The sequence below is a fragment of the Streptomyces sp. IMTB 2501 genome, assembly GCF_001953885.1.
Classification (GTDB): domain Bacteria; phylum Actinomycetota; class Actinomycetes; order Streptomycetales; family Streptomycetaceae; genus Streptomyces.
Genome location: NZ_MQUS01000001.1, coordinates 508,639 through 533,722, shown reverse-complemented (window position 1 = coordinate 533,722; position 25,084 = coordinate 508,639). Strand labels below are relative to the sequence as shown.

23 protein-coding genes, 7 pseudogenes and 1 riboswitch are annotated in these 25,084 nt (G+C 71.9%); of the genes and pseudogenes, 14 read left to right on the top strand and 16 right to left on the bottom strand.

The features are described 5' to 3' along the window. Positions 1–264: 264 nt before the first annotated feature. The 3 genes and pseudogenes from AV521_RS52530 to AV521_RS02560 all read right to left on the bottom strand — a co-directional run. A pseudogene (locus AV521_RS52530) lies at positions 265–1,059 on the bottom strand (hypothetical protein); the annotation flags it as partial. Positions 1,060–1,318: 259 nt separating this feature from the next. Further along, positions 1,319–1,797: pseudogene (locus tag AV521_RS02565) on the bottom strand (carbohydrate ABC transporter permease); the annotation flags it as partial. A 70-nt stretch (positions 1,798–1,867) separates the two neighbouring features. Next, positions 1,868–2,977: a substrate-binding domain-containing protein gene (locus tag AV521_RS02560; protein WP_076082666.1), complete on the bottom strand. Its 1,110-nt coding sequence runs from the start codon at positions 2,975–2,977 to the stop codon at positions 1,868–1,870. Between the two features lie 197 nt (positions 2,978–3,174). On the opposite strand from AV521_RS02560, the gene AV521_RS02555 reads away from it, so the two are divergent. Next, on the top strand, positions 3,175–3,909 hold the full coding sequence (locus tag AV521_RS02555; RefSeq protein WP_076082663.1) for a TetR family transcriptional regulator: 735 nt from the start codon (positions 3,175–3,177) through the stop codon (positions 3,907–3,909). A gap of 181 nt (positions 3,910–4,090) precedes the next feature. Further along, a complete protein-coding gene (locus AV521_RS02550) occupies positions 4,091–4,513 on the top strand; it encodes a Zn-ribbon domain-containing OB-fold protein (protein ID WP_076082660.1) in 423 nt (140 codons plus the stop codon). A 94-nt stretch (positions 4,514–4,607) separates the two neighbouring features. On the opposite strand, the gene AV521_RS02545 is transcribed toward AV521_RS02550, so the two are convergent. After that, positions 4,608–6,011 carry a Gfo/Idh/MocA family protein gene (locus AV521_RS02545; RefSeq protein WP_076082658.1) on the bottom strand — a complete coding sequence of 468 codons (1,404 nt, stop codon included), beginning with the start codon at positions 6,009–6,011 and terminating at the stop codon, positions 4,608–4,610. A gap of 298 nt (positions 6,012–6,309) precedes the next feature. Between AV521_RS02545 and AV521_RS52210 the strand changes: the two genes are divergently transcribed. Next, positions 6,310–6,669, top strand: a complete 360-nt coding sequence (locus AV521_RS52210; protein ID WP_305965132.1) for a hypothetical protein — start codon at positions 6,310–6,312, stop codon at positions 6,667–6,669. Between the two features lie 35 nt (positions 6,670–6,704). On the opposite strand, the gene AV521_RS52205 is transcribed toward AV521_RS52210, so the two are convergent. Further along, positions 6,705–6,902, bottom strand: a complete 198-nt coding sequence (locus tag AV521_RS52205; RefSeq protein ID WP_305965131.1) for a hypothetical protein — start codon at positions 6,900–6,902, stop codon at positions 6,705–6,707. A gap of 91 nt (positions 6,903–6,993) precedes the next feature. Next, positions 6,994–7,380, bottom strand: coding sequence for a PPOX class F420-dependent oxidoreductase (locus AV521_RS02535; protein ID WP_076082654.1), 387 nt, complete (start codon positions 7,378–7,380; stop codon positions 6,994–6,996). A 142-nt stretch (positions 7,381–7,522) separates the two neighbouring features. On the opposite strand from AV521_RS02535, the gene AV521_RS02530 reads away from it, so the two are divergent. Further along, the gene (locus AV521_RS02530) at positions 7,523–8,353 is read left to right on the top strand and encodes an SAM-dependent methyltransferase (protein ID WP_076082652.1); all 831 of its coding nucleotides are present in this window, start codon (positions 7,523–7,525) and stop codon (positions 8,351–8,353) included. A 139-nt stretch (positions 8,354–8,492) separates the two neighbouring features. Next, the gene (locus AV521_RS02525; RefSeq protein WP_076082650.1) at positions 8,493–9,869 is read left to right on the top strand and encodes a S1 family peptidase; all 1,377 of its coding nucleotides are present in this window, start codon (positions 8,493–8,495) and stop codon (positions 9,867–9,869) included. Positions 9,870–9,992: 123 nt separating this feature from the next. Here the strand turns inward: AV521_RS02525 and AV521_RS02520 are convergent, their stop codons facing one another. After that, positions 9,993–10,178 (bottom strand): hypothetical protein, encoded by a 186-nt coding sequence (locus AV521_RS02520; RefSeq protein ID WP_076082649.1) that lies wholly within the window; start codon positions 10,176–10,178, stop codon positions 9,993–9,995. A gap of 113 nt (positions 10,179–10,291) precedes the next feature. Continuing rightward, positions 10,292–11,440, bottom strand: coding sequence for an ROK family transcriptional regulator (locus tag AV521_RS02515; RefSeq protein ID WP_076082648.1), 1,149 nt, complete (start codon positions 11,438–11,440; stop codon positions 10,292–10,294). A gap of 127 nt (positions 11,441–11,567) precedes the next feature. Between AV521_RS02515 and AV521_RS02510 the strand changes: the two genes are divergently transcribed. After that, on the top strand, positions 11,568–12,770 hold the full coding sequence (locus tag AV521_RS02510; protein WP_076082647.1) for a Gfo/Idh/MocA family protein: 1,203 nt from the start codon (positions 11,568–11,570) through the stop codon (positions 12,768–12,770). Between the two features lie 30 nt (positions 12,771–12,800). Here AV521_RS02510 and AV521_RS02505 read toward each other — a convergent pair whose 3' ends face one another. Both AV521_RS02505 and AV521_RS02500 read right to left on the bottom strand, forming a co-directional pair. After that, positions 12,801–13,496 carry a L,D-transpeptidase gene (locus tag AV521_RS02505; protein ID WP_076082646.1) on the bottom strand — a complete coding sequence of 232 codons (696 nt, stop codon included), beginning with the start codon at positions 13,494–13,496 and terminating at the stop codon, positions 12,801–12,803. Between the two features lie 113 nt (positions 13,497–13,609). Next, positions 13,610–14,260: a maleylpyruvate isomerase family mycothiol-dependent enzyme gene (locus AV521_RS02500; protein WP_218639324.1), complete on the bottom strand. Its 651-nt coding sequence runs from the start codon at positions 14,258–14,260 to the stop codon at positions 13,610–13,612. A gap of 70 nt (positions 14,261–14,330) precedes the next feature. Here AV521_RS02500 and AV521_RS02495 point away from each other — a divergent pair, with 70 nt between their 5' ends. Further along, positions 14,331–15,233, top strand: a complete 903-nt coding sequence (locus AV521_RS02495) for a LysR family transcriptional regulator (protein ID WP_076082645.1) — start codon at positions 14,331–14,333, stop codon at positions 15,231–15,233. A gap of 55 nt (positions 15,234–15,288) precedes the next feature. On the opposite strand, the gene AV521_RS02490 is transcribed toward AV521_RS02495, so the two are convergent. From AV521_RS02490 to AV521_RS02475, 4 genes are all read right to left on the bottom strand, one after another. Continuing rightward, the gene (locus AV521_RS02490; protein ID WP_076082643.1) at positions 15,289–16,077 is read right to left on the bottom strand and encodes an SDR family NAD(P)-dependent oxidoreductase; all 789 of its coding nucleotides are present in this window, start codon (positions 16,075–16,077) and stop codon (positions 15,289–15,291) included. 55 nt (positions 16,078–16,132) lie between these two features. Beyond that, positions 16,133–17,047 carry an SDR family oxidoreductase gene (locus AV521_RS02485; protein ID WP_076082641.1) on the bottom strand — a complete coding sequence of 305 codons (915 nt, stop codon included), beginning with the start codon at positions 17,045–17,047 and terminating at the stop codon, positions 16,133–16,135. An 87-nt stretch (positions 17,048–17,134) separates the two neighbouring features. Continuing rightward, positions 17,135–17,764 (bottom strand): MBL fold metallo-hydrolase, encoded by a 630-nt coding sequence (locus tag AV521_RS02480; protein WP_076082639.1) that lies wholly within the window; start codon positions 17,762–17,764, stop codon positions 17,135–17,137. Beyond that, positions 17,764–18,849: an S-(hydroxymethyl)mycothiol dehydrogenase gene (locus AV521_RS02475; protein WP_076082637.1), complete on the bottom strand. Its 1,086-nt coding sequence runs from the start codon at positions 18,847–18,849 to the stop codon at positions 17,764–17,766. Before AV521_RS02475 ends, AV521_RS02480 begins: the two co-directional genes overlap by 1 nt. 271 nt (positions 18,850–19,120) lie before the next feature. Between AV521_RS02475 and AV521_RS02470 the strand changes: the two genes are divergently transcribed. The 3 genes from AV521_RS02470 (at position 19,121) to AV521_RS02460 (ending at position 21,647) form a co-directional block, all read left to right on the top strand. Next, entirely contained in the window at positions 19,121–19,900 is a 780-nt protein-coding gene (locus AV521_RS02470) for an acyltransferase domain-containing protein (RefSeq protein ID WP_076082635.1), read from the top strand. A 133-nt stretch (positions 19,901–20,033) separates the two neighbouring features. Next, positions 20,034–20,399: a nuclear transport factor 2 family protein gene (locus tag AV521_RS02465; RefSeq protein ID WP_076082634.1), complete on the top strand. Its 366-nt coding sequence runs from the start codon at positions 20,034–20,036 to the stop codon at positions 20,397–20,399. Between the two features lie 293 nt (positions 20,400–20,692). Next, a riboswitch (ZMP/ZTP riboswitch) is annotated at positions 20,693–20,773 on the top strand. A gap of 25 nt (positions 20,774–20,798) precedes the next feature. Continuing rightward, positions 20,799–21,647 (top strand): bifunctional 5,10-methylenetetrahydrofolate dehydrogenase/5,10-methenyltetrahydrofolate cyclohydrolase, encoded by an 849-nt coding sequence (locus AV521_RS02460; RefSeq protein WP_076082632.1) that lies wholly within the window; start codon positions 20,799–20,801, stop codon positions 21,645–21,647. A 31-nt stretch (positions 21,648–21,678) separates the two neighbouring features. Here AV521_RS02460 and AV521_RS02455 read toward each other — a convergent pair. Continuing rightward, positions 21,679–22,350: pseudogene (locus AV521_RS02455) on the bottom strand (CU044_5270 family protein); the annotation flags it as partial. 2 nt (positions 22,351–22,352) lie between these two features. Between AV521_RS02455 and AV521_RS02450 the strand changes: the two are divergent. Both AV521_RS02450 and AV521_RS02445 read left to right on the top strand, forming a co-directional pair. Further along, a pseudogene (locus AV521_RS02450) lies at positions 22,353–22,664 on the top strand (cytochrome ubiquinol oxidase subunit I); the annotation flags it as partial. Beyond that, positions 22,661–22,999, top strand: a complete 339-nt coding sequence (locus tag AV521_RS02445) for a hypothetical protein (protein ID WP_076082630.1) — start codon at positions 22,661–22,663, stop codon at positions 22,997–22,999. The pseudogene AV521_RS02450 and the gene AV521_RS02445, both read left to right, overlap by 4 nt. Positions 23,000–23,010: 11 nt before the next feature. On the opposite strand, the pseudogene AV521_RS02440 reads toward AV521_RS02445, so the two are convergent. After that, positions 23,011–23,400, bottom strand: a pseudogene (locus tag AV521_RS02440) (ricin-type beta-trefoil lectin domain protein); the annotation flags it as partial. 427 nt (positions 23,401–23,827) lie between these two features. Between AV521_RS02440 and AV521_RS02435 the strand changes: the two are divergent. Both AV521_RS02435 and AV521_RS52525 read left to right on the top strand, forming a co-directional pair. Then, positions 23,828–25,012, top strand: a pseudogene (locus AV521_RS02435) (glycosyltransferase); the annotation flags it as partial. Further along, positions 24,994–25,071 (top strand): annotated as a pseudogene (locus AV521_RS52525) (hypothetical protein); the annotation flags it as partial. The pseudogenes AV521_RS02435 and AV521_RS52525, both read left to right, overlap by 19 nt. Positions 25,072–25,084 lie beyond the last annotated feature (13 nt).

Here is a 25,084-nt window from a genome sequence, read left to right as displayed (position 1 = left end):
CGGCGCTCGGGATCGGGGGCGTACAGCGCGTACTGGAAGTCGTCGTCGACGAAGTAGAAGGACACCTCGTGGACGAAGTCGACGCACGGCTGGACCAGGACGTGGCCCGTGGCGAGGGCGGCGACCTGTCCGGCGGGGACGACGCGCAGGCCGAGGGAGTCCGCGCCGAGCACGGGCTTGACCACGTACCGCTCGGCGGCCGGAAGCAGGCGCAGATCCTCGGCGCGGCCGACGGTCGGGATGACGGGGAAGCCCGCGGCGCTCAGGTCGAGGAGGTACTGCTTGCCCGCCATGTCCGCCTTGCCGGTGAGCGGGTTGTACACGCGGGCGCCGGTGGCCAGCGCACGCGCGCGGAAGGCGTCGTACGCCCGCTGGTGGCCGAGGACGGGCCCGCTGTTGCGGACGACCACGGCGTCGAAGCCGTCCATCAGCGCCGCGGCGTCCCGCGGATGGCACAGGGCGAGGTCGAAGCGGGCGCGCAGCCGGGAGGTGAGGAAGATGTCCTCGTCGCAGTAGCGGCGCCCGCGGGCCTCGTACGCCAGGTCGGTGACGTAGAGCAGACGGGGACGGGCGGCGGGCATGCGGGATCTCCTCGGGCGGTGCGGCCGTGTCGGCAGCGGGATGCAGAAAGGTTACGTCGGGGGGTGACCGCGCCTCTCCCCGGCCCGGGTCCTCACATCGTGCGAGGCGCACCCTCTCAGCCCCGCCGCCCACAACTCCCCGATGTCCATGCCTTCGAGGCCCCCGCGCACCGTGCGCCAGGGCACTGCCTCGACGTCGTGTACGACGGCACGGGGAGCACCCGGCAGCCCGCCGCCCAGGCCGCGGCGACGCCACCCGGCGAGCCCTCGACGGCCAGGCAGGCGAGGTGTGGGCTCGGGCGTAGTGGTGGGCGATGTCGAGGACCCGTTTGCCCGCGAACAGGATGGCGGCCAGGGTGAATTCGGCGACCGGGAGGGCGTTGGCGGCGGCCGCCGAGGACACGGTGATGCCGCGGGTCCGGACGGCATTGGTGACATGGTGCTTGACGGAGCCCGCCGCGTGGACGACGGCCCGCAGCCGGGGCAGGCGGTGCAGCGCTTCCTCGGTGAGTGGGGGGCGCCCCAGTGGGTGAAGAGCACTTCGGCGCGGGCGAGCCGGACGGCCGCGGCCGGGTCGGCGTCGCTGATCGTTGTGATCGTCGCGGTCGTGTCGACGCGGGCGACCGTGTGGAGCCGGTCGAGAAGGCCGTCGGCGAGCAGGACCCGGTGGATGTCCGTGCCCATGGCGAGGGCGGTGCGCGGGCGGGACGGCCGATGGGCGGGGGTCACGGTCACCTTCACTTCACCGCGCCGGCGGTCAGGCCGGAGCGCCAGAAGCGCTGCAGGCAGACGAAGACGGCGATCAGCGGGAGCACGGCCACGAGCGAGCCGGTGATCACGAGGGCGTAGTCCTCGGGTTGCTGCTGGGTGACGGTGTTCCACATGAACGGGCCGAGACTGACCGGGTAGAGACGGTCGTCGTTGAGCATGACGAGCGCGCCGAAGAAACTGTTCCAGCTGGCCGTGAACGAGAACAGGAAGATCGTCATGAAGCCGGGGGCCGGCATGGGCAGTCCGATGCGGGCGAAGGTGCGCAGTTCACCGGCGCCGTCGACGCGGGCGGCCTCCAGCACCTCGTCGGGCACATAGCCCTCGGAGAAGACCCGGGCCAGGTGGACACCGAAGGGTTTGCCAGGGCGGGCAATAGCAGCGCCCAGTAGGTGTTGACCACGCCGGCCCTGGTGGCGAGCAGGTACATGGGCAGCTGGATGACGGTGACCGTTCGACCAATATAATCAAAACGATCGCCGCAACGATCGGTTCACGGTCGTTGGGCGGTCGGTGGATCAGGAGCCGTCGGCGGGGGCCTGGCCGCCGCAGGAGGAGCGGATGCGCAACTCCGGGAGCAGGTCGATGTGTTGGCGGGGTCCAGGCCGTTCGCCCGCGGTCTTCTCGGCGAGGCGGCGCAGCAGCAGGTTCGCGGCCAGCTCGCCCACCGCGCGCGTGGGCGGGGCGATGGCGGTCAGCGGGACGTCGGCGAGGCCGGCGACCTTGTCCTCGTAGGCGATCAGGGCGAGGTCGCCGGGCACCCGGATGCCGTGCGCCTGGAGCCGCGGCACGAGCACGATGGCGTCCTCGTCGCTGTGCACCAGGGCCGCGGTGACGCCGCGTTCGCGGACCGCGCGGACGAGATGGTCGACGGAGGCGTCGTAGTCGCCGTGTTCGCGCACGCTCGGTGCGCTGTCGTCGACCTCGATCCCGCGTGCGCGGACGGCGGCCTGGAACCCGGCGCCGATCTGGACGGCGTGCGGGCCCTCCTGGAGGAGCGCGGTGATCCTGTGGTGTCCGAGGGCGGCCAGGTGGCCGACGGCAAGGGCGGCGCCGTGGGCCCGGTCGGTGCGGACCCGGTCGAGGTCGGCGGCGGGGTTGCCGGGCGGGGCGGAGCGCTCGACCAGGACGGTGGGCACCCCGCAGTCCATCAGCCCCTTCTCCTGCCCGTCCCGGGGGACGCCGACGAACCAGCTGGGCGCCACCAGCAGGCCCTGGGCACCGCCTGCGATCAGATGCTCGGCCTGCACGGAGTCCTCGGTGTCGACATAACCGGAGAGCCCGAGGACGAGCCGGCCACCCCGGGCGCCGACGGCTTCCCGGGCGCCGCGCACGATGTCGGCGAAGAGATTGACGGTGGTCGGCACGATCATTCCGATGACGGTGCCCGCCAGGGACTCCTGCCGTGGTGCGGCACCCGCGGCGGGGCCGGTGGCGCGGTCGCCCGGCCAGACCACCGCGCCGTGCAGCCGCTGCACCCGGCCCTGGGCGGCGAGCGTCTCCACGTCGCGCCGCAGGGTGACGGCGGAGACGCCGAGTTCGGCGGCCAGTTCGGCCACGCGGAGGCTGCCCCGCTCCCGGACGAGTTCGAGCACCCGCTCGCGGCGCTGGTCGACATGCAGTCGCATGGGGTTCCCCCTGGAACAGTGATCCCGAATCGCTTACGTTACGCCCACGATCGTATCGATCGATTCCAATCAATTCGATCGCTCCGATGTTCGGTCGTACGCCCTATCGCACACTCCCAAAGCACTCAGTTCCCCCACAGGGCCACTCGATCTGCACTGAGTGTCATGCGACCCGTCCGGGTGCTACGTTCCCCTCCATGAGCTCCACCAGCGCGGCGCCGGCCGCGAAGCCGCCGATGCGGGAGGCCCTCGTCGCGGCGGCCTTCCAGCTCTTCCTGGAACGCGGGTACGAGCAGACGACCGTGGACGACATCGTCGCCCTGGCCGGGGTCGGCCGGCGTTCGTTCTTCCGCTACTTCCCCTCCAAGGAGGACGTGGTCTTCCCCGACCACGAGCGCTGCCTGGCCGACATGACCGCCTTCCTCGCCACGAGCGACAAGAAGCACGAACCGGTGCGGCGGGCATGCGACGCGGCTCGGCTGGTGCTGGGGATGTACGCGGAGAACCCGTCGTTCTCCGTGCAGCGCTACCGCCTCACCAAGCAGGTGCCGGGTCTGCGGGCCTACGAGCTGTCGGTGGTGTGGCGCTACGAGCGCGCGCTCGCCGAGTACCTGCGCGGGCGGTTCACCGGCCGGCCCGACGGGACACTGCGGGCCGACGTGATCGCGGCCGCGGTCGTCGCGGCGCACAACAACGCCCTGCGCTCCTGGCTGCGTTCGGACGGCCTCGGCGACGCGGGAGCGGCGGTGGACCACGCGCTCGGGTATGTGCAGAGGACGTTCGGGCGCGCCGCCGAGCCCGCGCAGGCGCCCGCCTTCATCAGCCCGGCGCCGGAAGGGTATCCCGACGACGTGGTGGTGCTGGTGTCCCGGCGGGACGCACCGCTGTGGCGGGTGGTGCAGGAGCTGGAGACGGCCCTGGGCCGCGCATAAGGGGGCTCCGGTCATGAATCAGGGGTACCCCGGATCTTGAATTAGGGGTACGGAGTGCCTTTACTGGTGACACTGAGTGCCATACCCTGTCGGCGTGCACGGTGGCACGGCCGCCGGCACGCGTGTGCCCGGTGCGCGCCGGACACGCGGGATTCCGGCCGAGCGCAGGGAGTTGACCAGCGTGTACCACTACTCAGCAAACGCCTCGCATCCGGCGGCCGGCTCCGCAGGGGCGGGTGTTCTCGACCCCGCCCCCGCGGACTCCAAGGACGCCATCACCTTCCAGCGGTGCACCTGGTGCGGCACCGCGACGTACCACCGGTTGCTGTGTCCGGTGTGCCAGGGCAGCGAGCTGCGCACCGAGCGCAGCGAGGGCGTCGGGACGGTGCGGCATTCCACCGTGGTGCACCGCAACACACCCGCGGCACGCAATGTCTCGCTCATAGAGATGGCCGAGGGGTTCGTCGTCCGTGGCCGGGTCATGGGCCCGCCGGTCGGCATCCACAGCGGCGACCGGGTCCGGCTGTCCACCGCCCAGGATCCGGTGCGGGGCGAGCCGGTCTTCCAGCTGCTGGACGAGCAGTACCGGAGTGCCTGGACCTGACGGCACCCGGCGGCTGAGACGGGCGCCGGGCCCGTACCCTCCCCTCCCCGGCGCCGCGATACAGGCCGTCACCGGAACACGGCGGCACATACCGTCAGCGGCGCCACAGCTCCGGGATCAACTCCCTTACGGTGACCGGCTGTCCGGTCTCGAAGGCCCGGTTGGCGCCGAGGCCGACGGCGAGGGCGAGCGCGCCGTCGCGTTCGGTGGCCGTGGGTGTGTCACCGGGACCGGCCGCGTCCGCTTCGCCGACCGAGCTCGTCGAGCCCACGGAGCCCACCGAGTCCGCTGGGGCCACCGGCCCGAACAGGGCGTCGAGCATGCGCGGGTCCCCACCGCCGTGAGCCTCGTGCACGGCTCGCAGCTCGATGTCCGTCGGGGCTTGCCACAGCGGGCGCAGGGTGAGCCGTACGCCGCCCGCGTGTGGGGCCGCGATGTCGCCGTGCGCGGCGCCGCCACCGGGCCCCGGGAGCGGAGTGGACGTGGTCACCGCGGACTGCCGGCGGCTCTGCTCCACCTCCAGTTCCAGCCGGCCGGCGCTGCCGTTGACCATGACCCGGTAGCCCTCCCAGGGCGAGTAGGCGGTCAGGTGGTACGTCATCGTGGCGCCGCGCGTGTAGCGGACGAGGACGGCCATGTCGTCCTCGATGTCGACCGGGCCGTCGAAGACGTTGCGGTCGCGCAGATAGCCGTTGTCGCCCTCGGCGTCGAGGTAGAGGGCGCGCAGGGTGTCGTCGGCGGTGAGGTCGAGGGCGAAGGGGTCACCGACCGCCTCGGGCGCGCCGTGGGCGCGGGTGTAGTCGCGGCGCAGGCCGTGGCGTTCGCCCGCCTCACGGCCGTAGAAGCCGAGCCGGCCGTAGCCGAAGACCTCGGCGGGTTCGTCGTGCAGCCACCAGTTGACCAGGTCGAAGTGATGGCTCGCCTTGTGCACCATCAGGCCGCCGCTGTGCCGCTTGTCGCGGTGCCAGCGGCGGAAGTAGTCGGCGCCGTGCCGGACGTCGAGGAGCCACTCGAAGTGCACGGAGAGCACCTCGCCGACGACGCCGTCGGCGAGCAGTCGCCGTACCCTCTCGTGCACCGGGTTGAAGCGGTAGTTGAAAGCGACGGTCAGCGAGTTGCCGGTGGCGCGCACGGTGTCCAGGATGCGGGCACAGCGGTCGGCGTCGACGGTCATCGGCTTCTCGGTGACCACCCGGCAGCCGGCTTCGAGCGCCGGCACGATGTAGTGGTCGTGGGCGGAGTCGACGGTGGTGACGACGACTTCGCCGATGTCCTCCTCGGCGAGCATCTCGGTGAAACGGTCGGGATTCCACTGGGCGGCGGCCGGTTCGCCCGCTTCGGTGAGCAGCCGGTTGTGGAACGCCATCCGGGTGGGGCTCGGATCGCACAGGGCGGCCAGCCGGTGGCCGGGGCGGGCGGCGAGGGCACGGGTGAACAACCGGGCGCGGTGCCCGGTTCCGACGAGTGCGGCGCGCAGCGGACGCTGGGTTCGGCTCATGCGGATGGCCTTTCCAGCCGGACGGTGGTCCAGTCGCGGAGGGGACGGTGGGCCGGTGCGTGTCCGAGTGGAGCGCGCGAGGTGTACGTCGACGGCACCCGTGCGGTCGGCTGCGGCAGCGCGCTGCGCAGCGCCGTGTACGTCATCGGCGCCGACCACAACTTCTTCAACTCCGAGTGGACGCCCGGCTCGTCCGCGGCGCCTTCCGAGGACGGGCTTCTCCGGCGACCCGCGGCTCCCGGACCCGGTCTGCGACAGACACGCGGCGACCCGGCTCCCCGCCGACCAGCAGCACCATTTGAGGACAGGGCCCAGGGCGCGCGAGGTGCGGGTGCTGCTGACGGCGGCCACCCGCGTCTGGCTCGCTCTCGGCTGGGTCGAGTCGACGGAGCTGACGTCGCGTTCGGCGTCCGGGCAGGCCTGGCTCGTGGATGCGTGGGGCCGGCGGCCGGGGACGCCGGCGGTACGGGCGGCGGCGTTGCCCCGCGTGGACGTCGGCCGCGCCACCGTGGACGCGGGCGACTCGGGCGTGCGCACCTTCCCTGTTCCGGTCGAGGTGACGGGCCACGGCAGGGGCCAGGTCCGGGTGTACGCCGTCGGCCCCGGCCACCGGGAAGGCCGAGGACCGGATGGTGACGGTGCGCCCGGGCGGTCATGACATCGGCGTACCGGTCGAGGTGAAGGCAACACGCGCTACGGCCGGGACGTGTTGTACGACATTCTCGTCAAGGCGGTCCGGGGCGCGGTCGTGGGCTGCCGCCGGGCGGGATCACCGTCCACGACGACGATCCGGCGCAGGCGATGACCGTCACGCCTGTCGCCGACCCTGCTCACCCAAGGGCAGCCGTCGAGGTGGCGGGTGTCGCTGTCCGAGGCGGCCGGCGTCGGCATGACCTGAGCGTCGGGGCGAGCCGGGGTCCGGCGGGGGCCGGTGCTGTCCGGTTCGGTGCGGGAGGCGTCGTAGCGCCTGTTCCGGTGGTCCTCACTCAGCGAAGGTCACCCGGATCCCGACCGTGCCGTCCAGGCCGCGCCGCAGCCGGCTGCCCAGGAGGGTGAGGCGGCCGAGGATGCCGTACTTGCGGGCGATGAGGTCGCGGTAGCGGGCGGTGGTGGCGGCGTCGGCGATCTGCGCGGTGGCCGGCAGTTGCTCGCCGATGGGGTTGCCGCGCAGGTCGCAGGGGCCGACGAGGACGCCGGGGCGGCGCCGGATCCGCTTGACCTTGAAGCTGTCGGCGGCCGTCCAGACCCCGAGCGAGGCACCGTCGCGGACCACCCACACCGGGGTGGCGACCGGGGTGCCGTTCTTGCGGTAGCTGGTCACCAGCAGGTACTTGCCGGAGCCGAGCCGGTCCAGGAGCGTGTCGTCCATGCCGGGCAGTCTATGGGCGGGGCGCGGGAGTGACCGGATGCCGGGGGACACGAGGCGGAGATCGATTCGGGCGTCTAGATTGCGTCCAGAACGGTGTTTCACTCCCGTCAGGCATCCCATCCGTACCCAGGAGCTGACCCACGTGACCGACAACCCGGCAGCCACCGACGACGTGGCCGTGTCGCTGCGCGCCCGTATCAACACCGGCCAGGCGCACACCGCCCGGATCTGGAACTACTGGCTCGGCGGCAAGGACCACTACGAGGTCGACCGCCAGGCCGGCGACCAGATCCGCCGACTGCACCCCGGTATCGGGGAGTACGCGCGCGCCGACCGGCTGTTCCTCGGCCGCGCGGTGCGTCATCTGGTCGGCCGGGTGGGCATCCGGCAGTTCCTGGACATCGGCACCGGGCTGCCCACCGCCGACAACACGCACGAGGTCGCCCAGCGCATCGCCCCGGAATCGCGGGTCGTGTACGTCGACAACGATCCGCTGGTCCTCGCACACGCGCGTGCCCTGCTGACGAGCACACCGCAGGGCCGTACCGACTATCTCGACGAGGACCTGCGCAACGTCGACGCGATCCTCGAACACGCGGCGGGGACACTGGACTTCAGCGAGCCGGTGGCGCTGATGCTGCTCGGCGTGGTCATCTTCATCGGCGACGACGAGGATCCGTACGGTCTGGTCCGGCAGTTGACCGACCGGCTGCCGGCGGGCAGCCATCTGGTGCTGTCGCACACCGTCACCCATCCGTCGATGCCGGACGTGGACGAGGCGGTGAAGTTCTGGAACGAGCACGGCACCCCGAAGCTGACCCAGCGCACGCCCGAGGACGTGGCCCGGTTCTTCGACGGCCTCGACCTGCTGGAGCCGGGCGTGGTGTCCTGCTCGCGCTGGCGTCCGGAACACGACCACGGTGGCGAGCCGGAGGAGGTCGCGATGTTCGGCGGGGTGGCCCGGAAGAGCTGAGCCGCACCGGCCGGCATCACCGCTGCCGTTGAACGCGGCGGCCCCGGGCCGCGTATGGAGGTGCGGGCCCTCGACGACCCGAGGGTCTCGCGCCGCCGGCACAGGCGGTGCGCGTTCGGTTCGGCTTCGGGAGCCCTGCATGCGGCACGCACGACGACGGATCGTCAGGCGGGTGACACGCCTGGCGGCGGTCGGCGGACTCCTCCTGGGCGGCGCGATGGTCACCCAGGCCGCCATGGCGAGCGAGACACCTCCCGCCGCCAGAACGCTCGCCGCGTCCGACGGCACCGGGGGCACCGGCGCGGCGCTGGTGGCCCGGCTCGGCACGGCCCGGACGGCGGGTGACTGGATCGGCGCCGACGGGCGGCCGGCGGTGGCGGTCACCGACGAGGCGGCGGCCCGGGAGGTACGGAACGCGGGGGCCGACGCGAAGGTCGTGTCGCACAGCATGAACGAGCTCAAGTCGGCCACGGCCACGCTGCGTTCGGCGCCGCGTGTGGCGGGCACCGCGTGGGCGGTGGACTACCGGACCAACCGGGTCGTGGTGAGCGCGGACAGCACGGTGTCCGCCGGCGACTGGTCCCGGATGAGCCAAGTCGCCGCGAGGATCGGCGGCTTCGTGCGGATGGAGCATGCGAAGGGCACGTTCACCACACGGCTGAACGGCGCGCAGCCGATCCTGTCGACGGGCGGCCGCTGCTCGGCGGGGTTCAACGTGACCAACGGGCAGAGCGACTTCATTCTCACGGCCGGTCACTGCGGTCCCACGGGGTCCACCTGGTTCGCCGGGAACCAGGGCAATCAGCAGCTGGGCCAGACGGTGAGCAGCACCTTCCCCGGCAACGACTTCTCGCTCGTGCAGTACGCGAGCGGCAAGGCCGGTGACGGCGCCGACGTCGTAGCGATCGGCGGTGGCAACGGGGTACGGATCACGGGGACCGCCGACGCGTCGGTGGGGCAGCGGGTGTTCCGCAGCGGCAGCACCAGCGGCCTGCACGACGGCCAGGTCACCGCGCTGAACGCGACCGTCAACTACCCCGAGGGGACGGTCACCGGGCTCATCCAGACCAATGTGTGCGCCGAACCGGGCGACAGCGGCGGGCCGCTGTTCTCCGACGGGATCGCGCTCGGTGTGACCTCGGGCGGCAGCGGTGACTGCAGGGCGGGCGGTACGACGTTCTTCCAGCCGGTGACGAGGGCGCTGGCGGCGCTGAACGTCAAGCTCATCGTGTCGGCGCAGACCGCCGGCGGTGCCCCCCGCAGCGCCTCTCCCGCACCGTCGGCCTCGGCCGCACAGGGCGCGGTCGCCCCGAACGCGGCCTCGCCGGGTTCCTCGGCACCGGTGACGGGCACGCCGGGGCAGACGCTGCTGGCGCGGCTGACGGACACCCGGAACGTCGGTCCGGGGCTGCTGGTCATCGCGGGCAGTCTGATCGCGCTCGTGGCGACCCGCTATATCCGCGCGGAACAGGACCGCAGGGCTTATCAGCGGTACTACTCGGCGACCTGGGGCTGACGCGAGGGACGGGTGGGACGGGTGGGCGGCGACGCCCGCGGGAAACGCTGTGAAAAGGGCACCCGCGCTCACGGGTGCCCTGGACGATACGGTGACGCCACGGCGCGGTCCGCGCGAGGTCGGTCAGGCCGCCCGCTGCGACGGCGGCGTCGCGGCGGCCCACTCCATCACGAGGCGCTGGTACTGCGCGCGCTGCTCGGTGGTCAGTGTCCCGCCCGACCGGCGCCACAGGGCCCTGATCTCCTCGTTGACCTCCGCGGCCGATCGCTCGGGGGCGGCTTCAACAGTGGTGGACATGCTGTGAAGCATATGCTGATCAACGTGAAGGCGCTGTGAGTAAGCACACTCGATGCGGACATTTCGGACCGTGTTACTCATCACGTCGATGTGTCAAGCGGTGGACGGGAGTTCACACCTGCCCCTCACCCCGGGCCCGCACCCAGCACGAGCACCTGGATCGCCAACACGGCGGCGCCGCGCGCCCAGTCGTGGAAGTCGGACACCTTCGTCTCCAGGTCGACCGGATCGGCGTGCGGATGCCGGTGGGCGCGGATGGTCTCGTGGACCGTGTTCCCGGCCACATCCATCAGGCCGACGCCCTCTCCGGCGAGCAGGATCCGCTGGGGCATCGCGAAGTTGGCGATCTGTGCGACCAGGACACCGAGGGCCCGGGCGGCCTCGCCGACGACTCTGGCGGCCATGGGGTCGCCCGCGGCGGCACCGGCGAGGATCTCCTCGTAGGGGGTGTCGCGGCCGGTTGCGGCGCGGATCTGGTACTCGATGCTGGGGATGGTGAGCAAGGACACAGCGCTGCCGCGCTCTCCGGTGGGGGTGAGCGGGCCGTGGGGGTCGATGATCCAGTGCCGGCCAAAACCGCGGCCGTCCTCGGCGAACGGGACGCGTCTGCCGCCGATCACCAGCCCGTACCCGATGCCGGCGCCGATGGTCAGCACGGCGAAGCGGTCGAGTCCGCGGCCCGCGCCGAACCACGTCTCGGCCTCGACCAGGGCAGCCACGTCGTTCTCCACCACGACCGGCAGCCCTGTGCGCTTCGCCACCAGCGCGGCGAGCGGTACGTCCCGCCAGCCGAGGAACGGCGACTCGGCGACCACCGCACGCTCGCGCACCAGACCGCCCACACCGATGCCGACACCGGCCGGAGCGGGGCGGCCCTCGGCCAGGACCGCGGCCATCTCCGCGAGCAGCGCGGCCACGGTGCCCGGATCATGCGTGGTGAGCTGCCGGTCGAGCCGGCCGGTGACCTCGCTGCGCAGCGTGGTGACGACGCCGTGGACCATGTCAGCTGTGATCTTGAAGCCGAGGAAGGAGCAGGCGTCGGCCACGACCCCGAGCGGCTGCGACGGCCTGCCCTGACGCGCCTGGGCAACACCGGACGCCTCAGGGGCCTCGACGAGCAGCCCGGACTCGATCAGCGGCTTGGTCAGCCGGGTGAGACTGCCCTGTGAGAGCCCGAGGCGCCGGGCCAGCTCGGTGCGCGACAGCGGCCCGTGCACGAGCACCTCGATCGCCACGGAGCGCTCGGCGGGGCTCAGTGGCAGCCAGCTGGTCATGAGTCCCGGCCCCTCGCTTTCTTCCGACCCAGAAGTAACCACTTCACCTTACTGTGCCTTGTGCGCGCCGTAGAAGCTTCCACTCACCCCTTGACGGCAAGATTCTTCTGCACCAAAAGTAACTGGCATGACCTTCTCTCTCGGTATCGTCGGCGCCGGCCAGTTCTCCGGTCAGTTCGCCACGCTGTTCCAGGCCCATCCCGGCGTCCGTGACGTGTATGTCACCGACCTGCTGCCCGAGCGGGCCGAGCGGCTCGCCGCCACGCAGGGTCTCGCCGGCACCTTCCCGTCGTACGACGCCATGCTGGAGTCGACGGCGGTCGACGCGGTCGCGGTCTTCACCCAGCGCTGGACGCACGGGCCGCTGGCCCTCAAGGGCCTCCGCGCGGGCAAGCACGTGTACTCCGCCGTCCCCATGGCGATCAGCACCGACGAGATCTCCGCGATCATCGACGCGGTACGGGCGACCGGGCTGACGTACATGATGGGTGAGACCAGCCAGTACAACCCGGCGACCGTGCACGCCCGCAACCAGATCGCCGAGGGTGCCTTCGGCCGGCTCTTCTACGCCGAGGGCGACTACGTCCACGACATGGACCTCGGCTTCTACGAGGCGTACCGGTACAGCGGCGGCGAGAACTGGAGGGCGACCGCCAGCTATCCCCCGTTGCTGTACCCGACGCATGCGGTGGGCGGGGTGCTCGGGGCCTGGCGGACACATGCGGTGAGCGTGTCGGCGATCGGGGTGCGGGACGATCGCGGCGACGGCGTTTTCGATCGTTCGGTCAGCCAGTTCGACAACGACGTGTCCAACGCGACCGCGCTGTTCGAGGTCGCGGGCGGTGGATCGTTCCGTACGAACGAGTTCCGGCGGGTCGGCTACCCCTCGCACATCCGTGAGTCCCGGTTCCGGTTCTTCGGTACGGAGGCCAGCATGGAGCAGCTGGCGACGGTGGCGCTGTGGCAGGACAAGAGCGGGGTGAAGGACATCAGCGAGCTGCTGGAACCCAAGCCGACCCTGGCCCCGGACGATCCGTCCCTGGCTCACATCGCCCCCGAGCTGCGGGCGGCCTTCACCTCGGGTTCGGCGCCGGTGCACGACCGGGCGCGGCTGCCGCGGGAGTTCGACCACCTCCACAACGGCCACGAGGGCAGCCATCACTTCCTGGTCGACGACTTCGTCACCGCCGTCGACACGCGAGTGCTGCCCTCGGTGAACGCGTGGGTGGCCGCCCGGTACACCCTGCCGGGCATCATCGCGCACGAGTCAGCGCGGCAGGGCGGCATCCGGCTGGAGATCCCCGACTTCGGGGACGCGCCGCAGGGCTGAGGGACCGGGCGGCGACGGTTCAGGTGCCGCTCAGGTGCCCGGCTTGCGGCCGTAGACGAAGACGTCGTCGCCAGTCTTCAGCAGTGACCAGTACGTCCTGGCGTCCTTGGTGGTCATGTTGACGCAGCCGTGCGAGCCCGGCGGGTTCCACATGCTCAGGCCCACCGAGTGGAAGGCCTGGCCGCCGTCGAAGAACTGGCTGTAGGGCATCGGCACGTTGTAGACGGTCGAGACGTGGTTGATGTCCCGCCAGTAGATCTTCTTCAGGCCGGTGCGGGTCGCGAACCCCTTGCGGCCGGTGCGCACGGGCACGGGACCGTAGACGAGCTTCTTGCCGTCCTGGATCCAGCTGAGCTGGAGCGTGAGGTTCACGCAGGCGATCCGGCCCTTGTTCACCGGGCAGGCGCCGTCCTTGTTGGGGTTCTTCCCGACGGCCTTCTGCTTGTTCATCAGGTCCATCACGCCCCAGGTGACGGATCCGGCGTAGCCGATGTCGGGCATGATGCCGTGTTTGTCCTGGAATGCCTTGATGGCCTGGCAGTCGGCGGCGGACTGCTTGCCGTCGACAGGCCGGCCGAGGAACTTCTCCACCTGCTTCTGGTACGGACCGGCCTGCGTGGTGCAGCTCGCGGCCTGGGCCGGTGCCGCGGTGAGGGCGAGTGTGAGCGGCGCCACGAGTCCCGTCAGGCCCAGCGCGACGACGCCCCGTCTGCGTATGTCCCCCATGTGCAACCTCTTCTCCCCTTGTCGCCCAGGGCCTGCCCCGGGTACTCCCTGCGCGATTCCCGCGATGTCGGACTACTAGACCTGCACGGGATGGCGGGGGTTGTGCTTTCCGGTCAGGCTGTGACGAAACGGTGAACCTCGTCACCGCGCAGCCGGCCGGCGGGGAGTCCGCGGCCGTAGGCGATCAGCAGAAGGTCCTGGCCACGGCCGTACAGAGGCGTGCCCGAGCCGAAGGACCAGTCGAGGTCGTCCGCACACAGCCGTACGCCGGTGAGGTCGGTGCCGAAGACGCGGAAGGCGCGCGGGTCGATGGCGTCGAGGAGGATCCGCAGACGGTCCTCGGGCACCTGTCGGTCCAGGCCGAGGGCGACGGTGACGTCCAGGCCGTGCACGACGTCGTGGCCGAGGGCCGCGGCGAGGCCGCCGATCGGGGGCGTCCAGGGGTGGTGGGCGTGGGTGCGCAGGAAGGCGGCGAGCACGGCGTCCGGGTGGGCGGCCGCGTCGCGGCGGGCGAGCCGGTCGGTCATGCGGTGCAGGCTGCCGCGCGCCTTGACCAGTTCCCTCAGCACCCGCGCGGTCGGATGGCGGAACCCCATCGACATGTGCGCCACGACCTCTCGCACCCGCCAGCCCGCGCACAGGCTGGACGCGTCCCACTGGGCGGGCGTCAACGCCTCGAAAAAGTCGGCCAGTTCAAGTCGTTCCGCGGCGATGGCGGCGGCCATGGTGGCCCTGTCCACGGCGGTGCGTGCTGCTTTCCCCATACCTCCAGGGTGTGGGGCCCGTGACCGGAAGTCCAAGACATGATCCGTCTCCCATCTAGCATCACCGGTTATGGAGTTGAGGCAGCTGCGGTACTTCGTGACGGTGGTGGACGAGGCCGGGTTCACCCGGGCCGCCGAACGGCTGCATCTGGCCCAGCCAGGGCTGAGCGCGCAGATACGGCAGCTGGAGCGGGAGTTGGGGCAGCCGCTGCTGGACCGGTCGGGCCGCTCGGTGCGGCCGACGGAGGTGGGTGAGGCCGTGCTGCCGTACGCGCGTGCCGCGCTCGCGGCCGTCGACGGGGTGCGGCGGACGGTGGAGGAGTACACGGGTCTGCTGCGCGGCCGGGTCGCGGTCGGGCTCGTCCCCGGCACCCTCGCGCACGCCTTCGACATGGCCCGGCAACTGGCGGACTTCCACGACGCGCATCCCCGGGTGGAGATCACCCTCACCGAGGACACCTCGGACCGGATGCTGGCCGCGCTGCGCCGGGGCGAGCTGGACCTCGCGGTGATCGGGGTCGCGCAGGAGGCGCCGCCGGCGGGCATCGCCCTGCACGTGGTGATCGACGAGCCGCTGGTGGCGGCGGCCGTCCCCGGGCATCCACTGCTCCTCGCGTACGACGGCGCGGATGCCGTTGCGCCGACGGCCCTGCGCGGGCACCGGCTGATCAGCCTGCCGCACGGGACCGGGATGCGGGGTGTCCTGGAACGCCTGTGCGCCGAGGCCGGCTTCCGCCCGCACATCGCGTTCGAGGCGGCGACCCCGGACGGCCTGGCCCGACTGGCGGCCCGCGGCCTCGGCGTCGCGCTCCTGCCCGGCCTCGGCCCGCGGACCGGCCTCGGCACGGTGCGCGTCACCGCCACGAACGCACGCTGCCGGGTGGCCCTTGCCTGGCGCGCGGAGGGTCCCGCGGTCCCGGCGGCACGGGAGCTTCTGGGACGGCTGCGGGCGGGGATGGGCGGGGGCGGGTGAGCACCGCGGGGGTTCTGGCCGTTGCCGGGTGCCGCGCAGTGCCGCCGCTGAAAACTCACGGGTGCCGTAGCGCCGCGTGGAAGCCGGTGTTCACCGCGGTGAGGCCGCCGTCGACCACCAGGGTCGTGCCGGTGATCCAGGCCGCGTCCTGGGAGGCCAGGAAGGCGACCGCGGCGGCGATGTCCTCGGGCTCACCGACCCGGCCGAGCGGGTACAGCGGGCGGAGCGCGTCCAGTTCGGCCTCGCGCCCCTCCCACGCCGAGGTGTGGACCGTACCCGGCACCACGAGGTTCACCCGCACGCCCCGGGCCGCCGCGTGCCCGGCGAGGGTGCGGGTCAGCGAGCCGAGGCCGGCCTTGGCGGCGCTGTAGGCGTGGTTGCCGAAGTCCTGCAGGCCGTTGACGGAGCCGATGCCGACGATCGCGCCGCGTCCGGACGCGGCGAGGTGGGGCAGTCCGGCACGGCAGCAGCGGTAGGCGCCGGTGAGGGTGATGTCGAGGTCGAGTGCCCACGCGTCGTCGGGGTCGTCCTCGAAGCGGGGGACGTCCGGGGTGCAGTGGGCGGCGCAGTTGACCAGGACGTCGAGCGAGCCGAACGTGGCGACGGCGTGGGCGACGGCCGCATCCACCGAGCCGCGGTCGCCGATGTCGCACGCCAACGCCTCGGCGACCAGACCCAGTTGGCGCAGAGCGGCGGCGGTCCGCTCGGCCTCGGGGCGGTCCCGGTCGGTGACCAGGACCCGGCCGCCCTCCTCGGCGAGCCTGCGGGCGACCGCCGCGCCGATTCCGCGGGCCGCGCCCGTGACGAGAACTCCGTGTCCCGCGAAGCGGGTGTGATCGGTCATGGGGCGACCGTACGGCCCTGCGGGCGCCGTTTCACCGGTGTCCCGTGACGTCCGCTCAGCGGTATCCGGTGACGTCGGCCGGCTTGCCCGCGTCCTGCACCTCGACCAGGTACCGCCAGGCGTCGGGCCGGCTGCCGTCGAGGTCGGTGAAGCCGTACACCTGGGCGAGGCCGCCGCTGGAGAGGGACTGTCCGTTGAAGCGCGCCACGCCGGGGTCGGCGGCCAGGGCGGCGACGGCGCGGCCGACGTAGCGCGGGGTCTCGGAGATGGCGAAGTGCGGTGCGCGGGCGAGGGCGTCATGCCAGTTGTCCTCACGGACGCCGTACTCGTCGAGCATCAGCTCCGAGCGCAGCCAGCCCGGGGTCAGGGCGAGCGCGGTGGCGCCGCGCGGGCCGAGTTCATGGCCGAGGGCGAAGGCCATGCGCAGTACGGACGCCTTGGCGAGGTCGTAGAAGAAGTTCACGCGGTAGGTGTCGCGGTTGTGGTCGGCGGTGCCGTCGGTCATCTCCACGACCAGGCCGCCCGGGTGGCGCAGCAGGAGGGGCAGCGCGAAGTGGCTGGTGACGGCATGGGTCTCGACCGCGAGCCGGAGGAGCCTGAGCCCGTTGTCGAGGTCGTGCTCCCATAGGGTCGTGTTCCACTCGAAGAGTTTCTCGCCACCCCAGATGTCGTTCACGAGGACGTCGAGGCGGCCCTGTTCGCCGGCGATGCGGTCCACGAGGGCCCGTACTGCTGACCTGTCCAGGTGGTCGACGGCGACGGCGATGCCGTGTCCGCCGGCCGCGGTGACGAGGTCGGCGGTGTCCTCGATGGTCTCGGGGCGGTCGTACTCCGAGCGGCGCTCGCGTGTGCTTCGGCCGGTGGCATAGACGGTGGCGCCGGCCGCGCCGAGTTCCACCGCGATGCCACGTCCGGCACCCCGGGTCGCGCCCGCGACCAGCGCCACCTTGCCCTGCAGCGGTCCTGACATGTCCGGCCTCCCGTGCTCTGCGACTGCTGTCGTCGACGACTGTCGCGGGAAAGCCGGACATCCTCTGTCGGTGTTACCGGCGCGTTCTCAGTGTCCGCGCCTGATCCACTCCTCCAGGTGAGGTGCCTCTGCGCCGATGGTGGTGGAGTCGCCGTGGCCGGTGAGGACCTTGGTCTCCGGCGGCAGGGTGAGGAGCTTGTCGCGGATGGATTCGATGATCGTCGGGAAGTGGGAGTAGGAGCGTCCGGTGGCGCCCGGGCCGCCGCGGAAGAGGGTGTCCCCGGTGAAGACGGCGCCGAGCCCGCGGTCGTAGAGGCAGACGGCGCCGGGGGCGTGACCGGGGGTGTGGAGCACGGTCAGGTCGGTACCGGCCGCCTCGATGACCTGGCCGTCCAGGAGGTGCCGGTCGGGGTCGCGGTCCGGGTGGGTCATCTTCCACAGCGGCAGGTCGTCGGGGTGCAGCCAGATGGTGGCGCCGGTGCGGGCGGCGAGTTCCGGTGCGGCGTTGACGTGGTCGTTGTGGGCGTGGGTGCACACGATGGCGGTCAGCTCGCGGTCGTCGACCGCGGCGATGATGGCGTCGGCGTCGTGGGCGGCGTCGATGACGATCACCTTCCGCTCGTCACCGACGATCCATACGTTGTTCTCGACGTCCCAGGTGCCGCCGTCGAGGCTGAACTGCCCGGAGGTGACGAGGCGTTCGATGCGTACGGTCATCAGAGCACCACCACCGAGCGCAGCACGTCGCCGTGGTGCATCCGCTCGAACGCCTTCTCCACCTCGTCCAGTTGGACGGTCTCGGTGACGAACGCGTCGAGCGGCAGCCGGCCCTGCAGATGCAGGTCGATCAGCATGGGGAAGTCACGGGAGGGCAGACAGTCGCCGTACCAGCTGGACTTCAGGGCGCCGCCGCGGCCGAAGACGTCCAGCAGGGGCAGTTCCAGCTTCATCTCGGGGGTGGGGACGCCGACCAGGACGACGGTGCCGGCGAGGTCGCGGGCGTAGAAGGCCTGCTCGTACGTCTCCGGGCGGCCGACGGCCTCGATGACGACGTCGGCGCCGAAGCCGCCGGTCAGCTCGCGGATCGCCGCGACCGGGTCGGTCGACCTGGAGTTGACGGTGTGGGTGGCGCCCAGGGTGCGGGCCTGGTCCAGCTTGCGGTCGTCGATGTCGACGGCGATGATCTTGGCCGCGCCCGCGAGGTTCGCCCCGGCGACGGCCGCGTCGCCGACGCCGCCGCACCCGATGACCGCGACGGAGTCGCCGCGCCCGACGCCGCCCGTGTTGATCGCCGCGCCGATGCCGGCCATGACGCCGCAGCCCAGCAGGCCGGCGACCGCCGGGGACACGGCCGGGTCGACCTTGGTGCACTGGCCGGCGGCTACGAGCGTCTTCTCGGCGAACGCGCCGATGCCTAGGGCCGGGGACAGCTCGGTGCCGTCGGTGAGAGTCATCTTCTGCTTCGCGTTGTGCGTGTTGAAGCAGTACCAGGGCCGGCCCCGCAGACAGGCCCGGCAATTCCCGCACACGGCACGCCAGTTGAGGATGACGAAGTCACCGGGCGCCACATCGCTCACGCCCTCGCCGACCGACTCCACGACACCGGCGGCCTCGTGGCCGAGGAGGAAGGGGAAGTCGTCCGAGATGCCGCCCTGCTTGTAGTGCAGGTCGGTATGGCAGACGCCGCACGCCTGGACGCGCACCACGGCCTCGCCCGGCCCCGGATCCGGTACCACGATCGTCTCGACCCGTACGGGCTCGTCCTTCCCCGGTGCGATCACGCCGCGTACTTCCTGCGCCATGGGCTGGCCCCTTCCTCGTTTGCCTTCCCTGCCGACCCTACGCGCGACCGATCGGTAGCGGGACGGACCACGGCGGGGAGAGTGGATCTTTCCGGCCGCCGGGCGAGCGTGCCCCCTCGTGCGTGCTCCTTCGGGTGTGCTCCTTCGAAAGGAAAAGCCTCTCCCCGGTAAGAATTTGACCGAATAACGTCATTCGATGATGGAAATCTTTTTGCTGGGTGCATGAGTCTGCCTGGTGTGGGCGTCGGCCCGGTCATGCCTCAATGGGGAGATGCCCATCGAAGGCTGCAATGGACGTACCGCATTCCTGTTCTCGGCCGGTGCCGCACCGCGCCCCGGAACAGGCCGTGAACTCCGGGGCACCTTCCCGGTGTTCGCCGACACGCTGGACGCCATCTGCGCTCGGCTCGATCCGTATCTCGAACTGCCGTTGACATGCGTGATGTTCGCGGACGACGGCACCCGTACGGCCACGCTGCTGGACCGGGAGTCGTACGCCGGGCCGGCGGTTTTCGCGCTCCAGGTGGCGCAGTACCGGCTGCTGCGCAGCTGGGGGGTGCGGCCGGACGTGGTGTTCGGGCAGGCGGCCGGGCGGATGGCCGCCGCGTATGCCGCGGGTGTGTTCTCCCTGGCCGAGGCCTGCCACGCGGTCGGCACCCTGGCCCGCCTGCTGGGCGGCCTCCCGGCTCCCGGGCCGCGCTCCCCCCGCCTCGACGGCATCCTCGACGCCTACGGCCGTACCCTCGCCACCCTCCACCCGTGTGTGCCGCGCCTGCCCCTCGTCTGCGATGTCACCGCCCGCCCGGTGGGCACCGAGACCGCCGAGCCGGAGTTCTGGGTGCGGCGCGCACCGGCGCGCTTCGCCGAGGCGGTCGGCCTGCTGCATCGCGAGGGGGTCCGCACCTGGCTGGAACTGGGCCCCTCGGACCGGCTCACCCGGCTGCTCCCGGACTGCCTCCCGGGCGGTACGGCCTCGGCTTTCGCGCTGTCCCGCGACTGGGCGGCGCTGCGGTCGGGGCCGGGCACCGAGTCCGGGATCGCACCGCGCTGAGGGGCGCGCATCGCCCGGGAGGCGGGCCCGTCGGCTGCGCTTGCCGTGGCCGCCGGGCCGGAGGAGTCTCGAAGGGTGGGGGGTCCGTGCGGTCCGCGCCCCGCCGGGCCGCGGGCGCCCCAAGGAGGTCACCATGGGCAGCGCGACAGGTTCCGCCTTCGACACCGAGACACTGCGCCGGGGCATAGAAGGGAACACCGGGAACACCCTTCTGTCGCTCTACGCCGACGACGCCGAGATCCGCATCGTCGACCAGCACAGCCAGCCCAGTCACCCCACCGTGCTGCACGGCCGGAGCGAGATCGCCGTGTTGCTGGACGACATCTACCGCCGCGACATGACACACAAGCTGGGCCAGTGCGTCATCCAGGGTGATCACGCCGCGTTCACCGAGTCCTGCCAGTACGGGGACGGCACCCGGGTCCTCGCCGAGTCGATGGTCACGCTGCGGGACGGCAAGATAGCCGACCAGTTGATCATCCAGGCCTGGGACGAGTAGGCACACCCCGGTATGACGGGCGCCGGAAGGAGATTCGCGAGGGTCCAGGTCACCTCCCGGCTGACCTGGACCTTCTCGGCCCGGGCGGGCCTGGGCCGGCTGCCGCGGGCCCGTCCTCGACGGCCTGCACCGGCTTCCGCCGCGGGTCTGCCGGTGTCCGCGGCGCTGCTTCGGTCGGCGCTGAGAGCAGCGCGCCTTCGCCCGCGTCCTCCGCTGCCGCGTGCGCTGCGAAGGCGGCACGGCCGGTGCCGGTGAGCACGGGGCCGGGGGCGTACGCATGCTCGGTTACGCTGTACGCGGGCCGTGACTGGCGCTGAGGTGGAGTACCACCGGGGAGCGGTCCGTGGTGGCTGCCGCGCGCCTGGGCGAGAGAGTCGATCCAGCTCAGGAGTGTGCAGCATGACCCAGGCCCGTCTCATGGACGGCACCGCCGTCGCCCGCCGGATCGTCGGGGACACCACGGAGAAGGCCGGCGGCCTCACCGCACGGACCGGCACCGCCCCCTGTCTCGCGACCGTGCTGGTCGGCGAGGACCCGGCGTCCGTGACCTACGTCCGGATGAAGCAGAACCGGTGCCGCAAGGCCGGTATCGAGTCCCGGCACGTGGCCCTGCCCGCCACCACGACCACCGAGGAACTCGTCCGCGCCCTGCGGGAGTTGTCGGCCGACCCGGCCGTGCACGGCATCCTGCTCCAGCACCCGGTCGGCGACCACATCGACGAGCGGGCCGCGTTCGAGGCGATCGCGCCGGAGAAGGACGTCGACGGCGTCACCTTCGCCTCCTTCGCCACGATGAGCTTCGGCCTGCCGGGCTTCGTCTCCTGCACGCCCGGCGGCATCCTGCGGCTGCTGGACGAGTACGGCGTCGGCCTGGCGGGGAAGCGGGCCGTGGTCGTGGGCCGCAGCGCGATCCTCGGCAAGCCGGTGGGCATGCTGCTGCTGGCCCGGGACGCGACCGTGACGTACTGCCACTCGCGGACGGCTGACCTGTCGGCGGCAGTCCGCGAGGCGGACGTCGTGGTCGCCGCCGTGGGCCGGCCGCGGCTGATCCGCGGGCAGGACATCAAGCCCGGCGCGGTCGTGATCGACGCGGGCTACAACCCGGGCAACGTCGGCGATGTCGACTTCGGCTCCGCCGTGGAGCGCGCCTCGCTGATCACGCCGGTGCCGGGAGGTGTCGGGCCGATGACGATCGCCACGCTGCTGGAGCAGACCGTCGCGGCCGCCGCCCGGCAGCTCGGCGCATAGGCACCGGCACGCCTGGGGCCGGCCCCAGGGGTCAGCGCATCCAGGCGCTGTACTCCATCACGTCCCCGGCCTTCACTCCGTACCGGGGGTCGTCCCGGGTGAAGGTGGTCTCGAGACCGAGGACGGCACCGGTGCGTGGATCGAGGACCAGCATGCGCCGCTCACCCGGCACGTCGTACACATACGCCTGCCCGGGTCGCCCGAGCCGGTCCGTCACCTGTCCGGCGGGCCGCAGGCCCTTGGCGTCGGCGAAGATCCGGACCAGCGCGGCCGATTGCCGGGATCCGAGTGTCCAGTGGTCCAGCAACTCCTGTACGGCATCCAGGAGTTCGGCGGCGGACAGGGCGCGCGTGCCGGTGCGCGCCGTCTCGGCGAGATAGGCACGCAGGGCGGCCGGATCGTACGGGGGGCTCGCCTCGGGCGGGGCGTCGCTCCAGCTGGGCGGGTAGGTGGTCCGGCTCAGCACCTGGCCGTCCGCCACGAGGTGCGGCGCTTCGCCCTCGTCGGTGAGGACCGGTCGGCCCGGACGGCTCGGGTCGGTGGCCACGACGAGCTCGGTGTGGCTGCCGTCGGCGTTCCAGCGCACGACGCGCTCCTCGGGGAGGGCCACGGGCGGCTTGTCCTCGCTCATACCGAGGCTCCAGGACTGCACATGGGTGCCCTTGCACAGGCCGGACGACCCGTCCGCGGCGGCCGCGGCGGCCGCAGCGCAGAATTCCCGACTATCTGGCGGCGGAAGGACTCACGACGCTCAACACGGTCTCAACGATCTTCTCGTTCCTGCTCGGCTCTTCCATGCTGCCGTTCTTCTACAACGTGTGGAAGACGGCCAAGTACGGCGAACGGGTCGGGAGCGGCGACCCCTGGGGTTACGGCCGTTCGCTGGAGTGGGCGACCTCCTGCCCGCCCCCGCGCCACAACTTCACCGCCCTGCCGCGGATCCGCAGCGAATCCCCGGCGTTCGATCTGCACCACCCGCAAACACCGCTGCCTGAGAGGGAGTTGACCGCACGATGACGGCACAGGAGGAGCGGGCCCTGGTCCAGGAGATCGAGGGTCATCTGCTGCTGGCCGCCGTACGGGAGGAGAGCCGTACGGCGGCGGCACGCACCGCTTCCCGGCTGGGCTGGCTCACCGAGTCCCAACGGGACGTCCTGGAGCGGCAGTTCGAGGATGGGTACCTGGCGCTGTCCCGTCGTTCGTGGGAGCGCACCGCCCAGCGCGCCGAGGAGCTGCGGCAGATGTACGAGACCCGCTATCGGGCATTGCGGCAGCGGCTGCTGGCGTTTCTGCTGCTGGGGTGCGCGGTGCTCACGGCGGCGGGCCTGCTGTGGGTGTCCGCCGCCGTGTAGCGCAGCCACGGTCAGGTCCGGGACCACTTCTGGTTGGCGCCGCCGTCGCAGCTCCACAGCACCAGTGACGTCCCGTTGCCGGTGGCGGCGTTGTACGCGTCCTGGCACAGGCCCGCGTGGACGTTGGTGATGGTGCCGTCGGTGTTCAGCGTCCACTTCTGGTTGTCCTGGCCGTTGCAGTCCCAGATCACCACCTTGGTGGCGTTGGCGGTGCCGAGGTTGTAGGCATCGAGGCACTTGTCGCCGTAGACGACGAGTTCCTTGCGGGAGGTGTACGTCCAGGCCTGGTTGGCGCCGCCGTTGCAGTCCCACAGCTCGGCCTGGGTGCCGTTGGTGATCGTGTTGTTGTAGATGTCGGCGCACCGGCCGGACTGTGCGCCGACGAGGAGGGTGCCGTCGGTGGCGAAGCTGTTCCAGGAGGCCCAGCCCATCGGTGCGGCGGGCACCGGAATCTGATGGTTCGTCAGTGCGGAGGCCGGGCCCGGCTGGGCGAAGACCAGGGCTGCGGCCACGGTCAGGACCAGGACGAGCGCGCGTACAGCGGCGGTTGTACAGCGTCGTACGAAGCCTTCGGCGATCGGACGGGGTGGGGGATACATCGGCGCCTCCGCGTGCGGACGGAATCCACGCTGATCGACAGACTCATCGATCGCATTGATCGATATATCGAACTTGGATCGGTTATCCGAACAGGTCGCGCGCCGACGGTAGAGCCGCGCGAGGGTGAAGTCAACGGCTGCGACAGGCGTGAAACCACCATCGTGGCCGGGACTTTGGGCCCGTGCGGGGCCGATTGCGGCCATACTGACCGTCGTGCGCGTTGCGATCATGACGGCGGGATCCCGGGGCGATGTGGCCCCCTACAGCGGCCTCGGACACCGGCTCGTCCGGTCCGGGCACGAGGTCACCCTGGTCACCCACGCCCGCTTCGAGCCGCTGGTGGCGGGCTCCGGCATACGGTTCCACTCCTTGCCGGTCGATCCGCGGGCGGAGCTGGAGTCGCCGCGCGGCCGGGGCCTGCACCGCAGCGCCAGCGAGGCCGGGAAGCTGCTGCGCCTGGCGGACATGGCGCGCCGGATCGTCGGGCGGATGACCGAGGACCTGATCACGGCGGCCCGGGACAGCGAGATCCTGCTGCTGTCCGCCTCGCTGGCCCCGCTCGGCCACGCCATCGCGGAGGGTCTACGGCTGCCGAGCATGGGTGTCTTTCTCCAACCCATCGCCGGGACAAGGGAGTTCGCACCTCCGGTACTCGGCGGCGGCTCCTGGGGGCCGGCCGTGAACCGGCTGGCCGGGCACGGCGTGTGCCTCGCCACGGAGCACATCTTCACGGGCGCCCTGCCCGGGGTGCGCAGGCGGCTCGGACTGCCCCCTGTGCGGGCCGGTGCCGCGCGGCGGGCCCGGGAACGGCGGCTCTGGCCGGTGCACCACGGCTTCAGCCCGCTGGTGGTGCCCCGGCCCCGGGACTGGCGGCCGGGTCTGGCGGTGAGCGGCTACTGGTGGCCGTACGACACGGAGGCCCAACTGCCCGAACGGGTCCGGGAGTTCCTCGACGCCGGCCCGGCGCCGGTCTTCGTCGGGCTGGGCAGCGCCACCGTGCCGGACGCCGGCCGGCTCAGCGCCCGGATGGTGGCGGCGCTGCGGCGGGCCGGACTGCGCGGGGTGATCCAGCGCGGCTGGGGCGGGCTCGCGGCCGCCGGTGACGACATGCTGACCATCGACGAGGTCCCGCACGCACTGCTGTTCCCGCACATGGCCGCCGTGGTCCACCACGCGGGTGCGGGGACGACCGCTGCGGGGCTGCGCGCCGGGGTGCCGGCCGTGCCGGTGCCGGTCCAGTTCGACGCGGGTTTCTGGTCCGCCCGGCTGGTCGCGCTGGGGGTCGCCCCGGACGTCGTTCCGCTGCGCCGCCTCACCGCGGACGCCCTGGCCTCGGCCCTGGTACGGGCCACCCGTGAGCCGGTGTACCGGGATCGGGCGCGCGCCCTGGGCGCCCGCATCCGCTCCGAGGACGGCGCGGCCCCGGTCCTGGCGGCGCTGGAACGGCTCGGCGGCTGATGCCGCGGCCGTAGTCGGTTCTCAGGC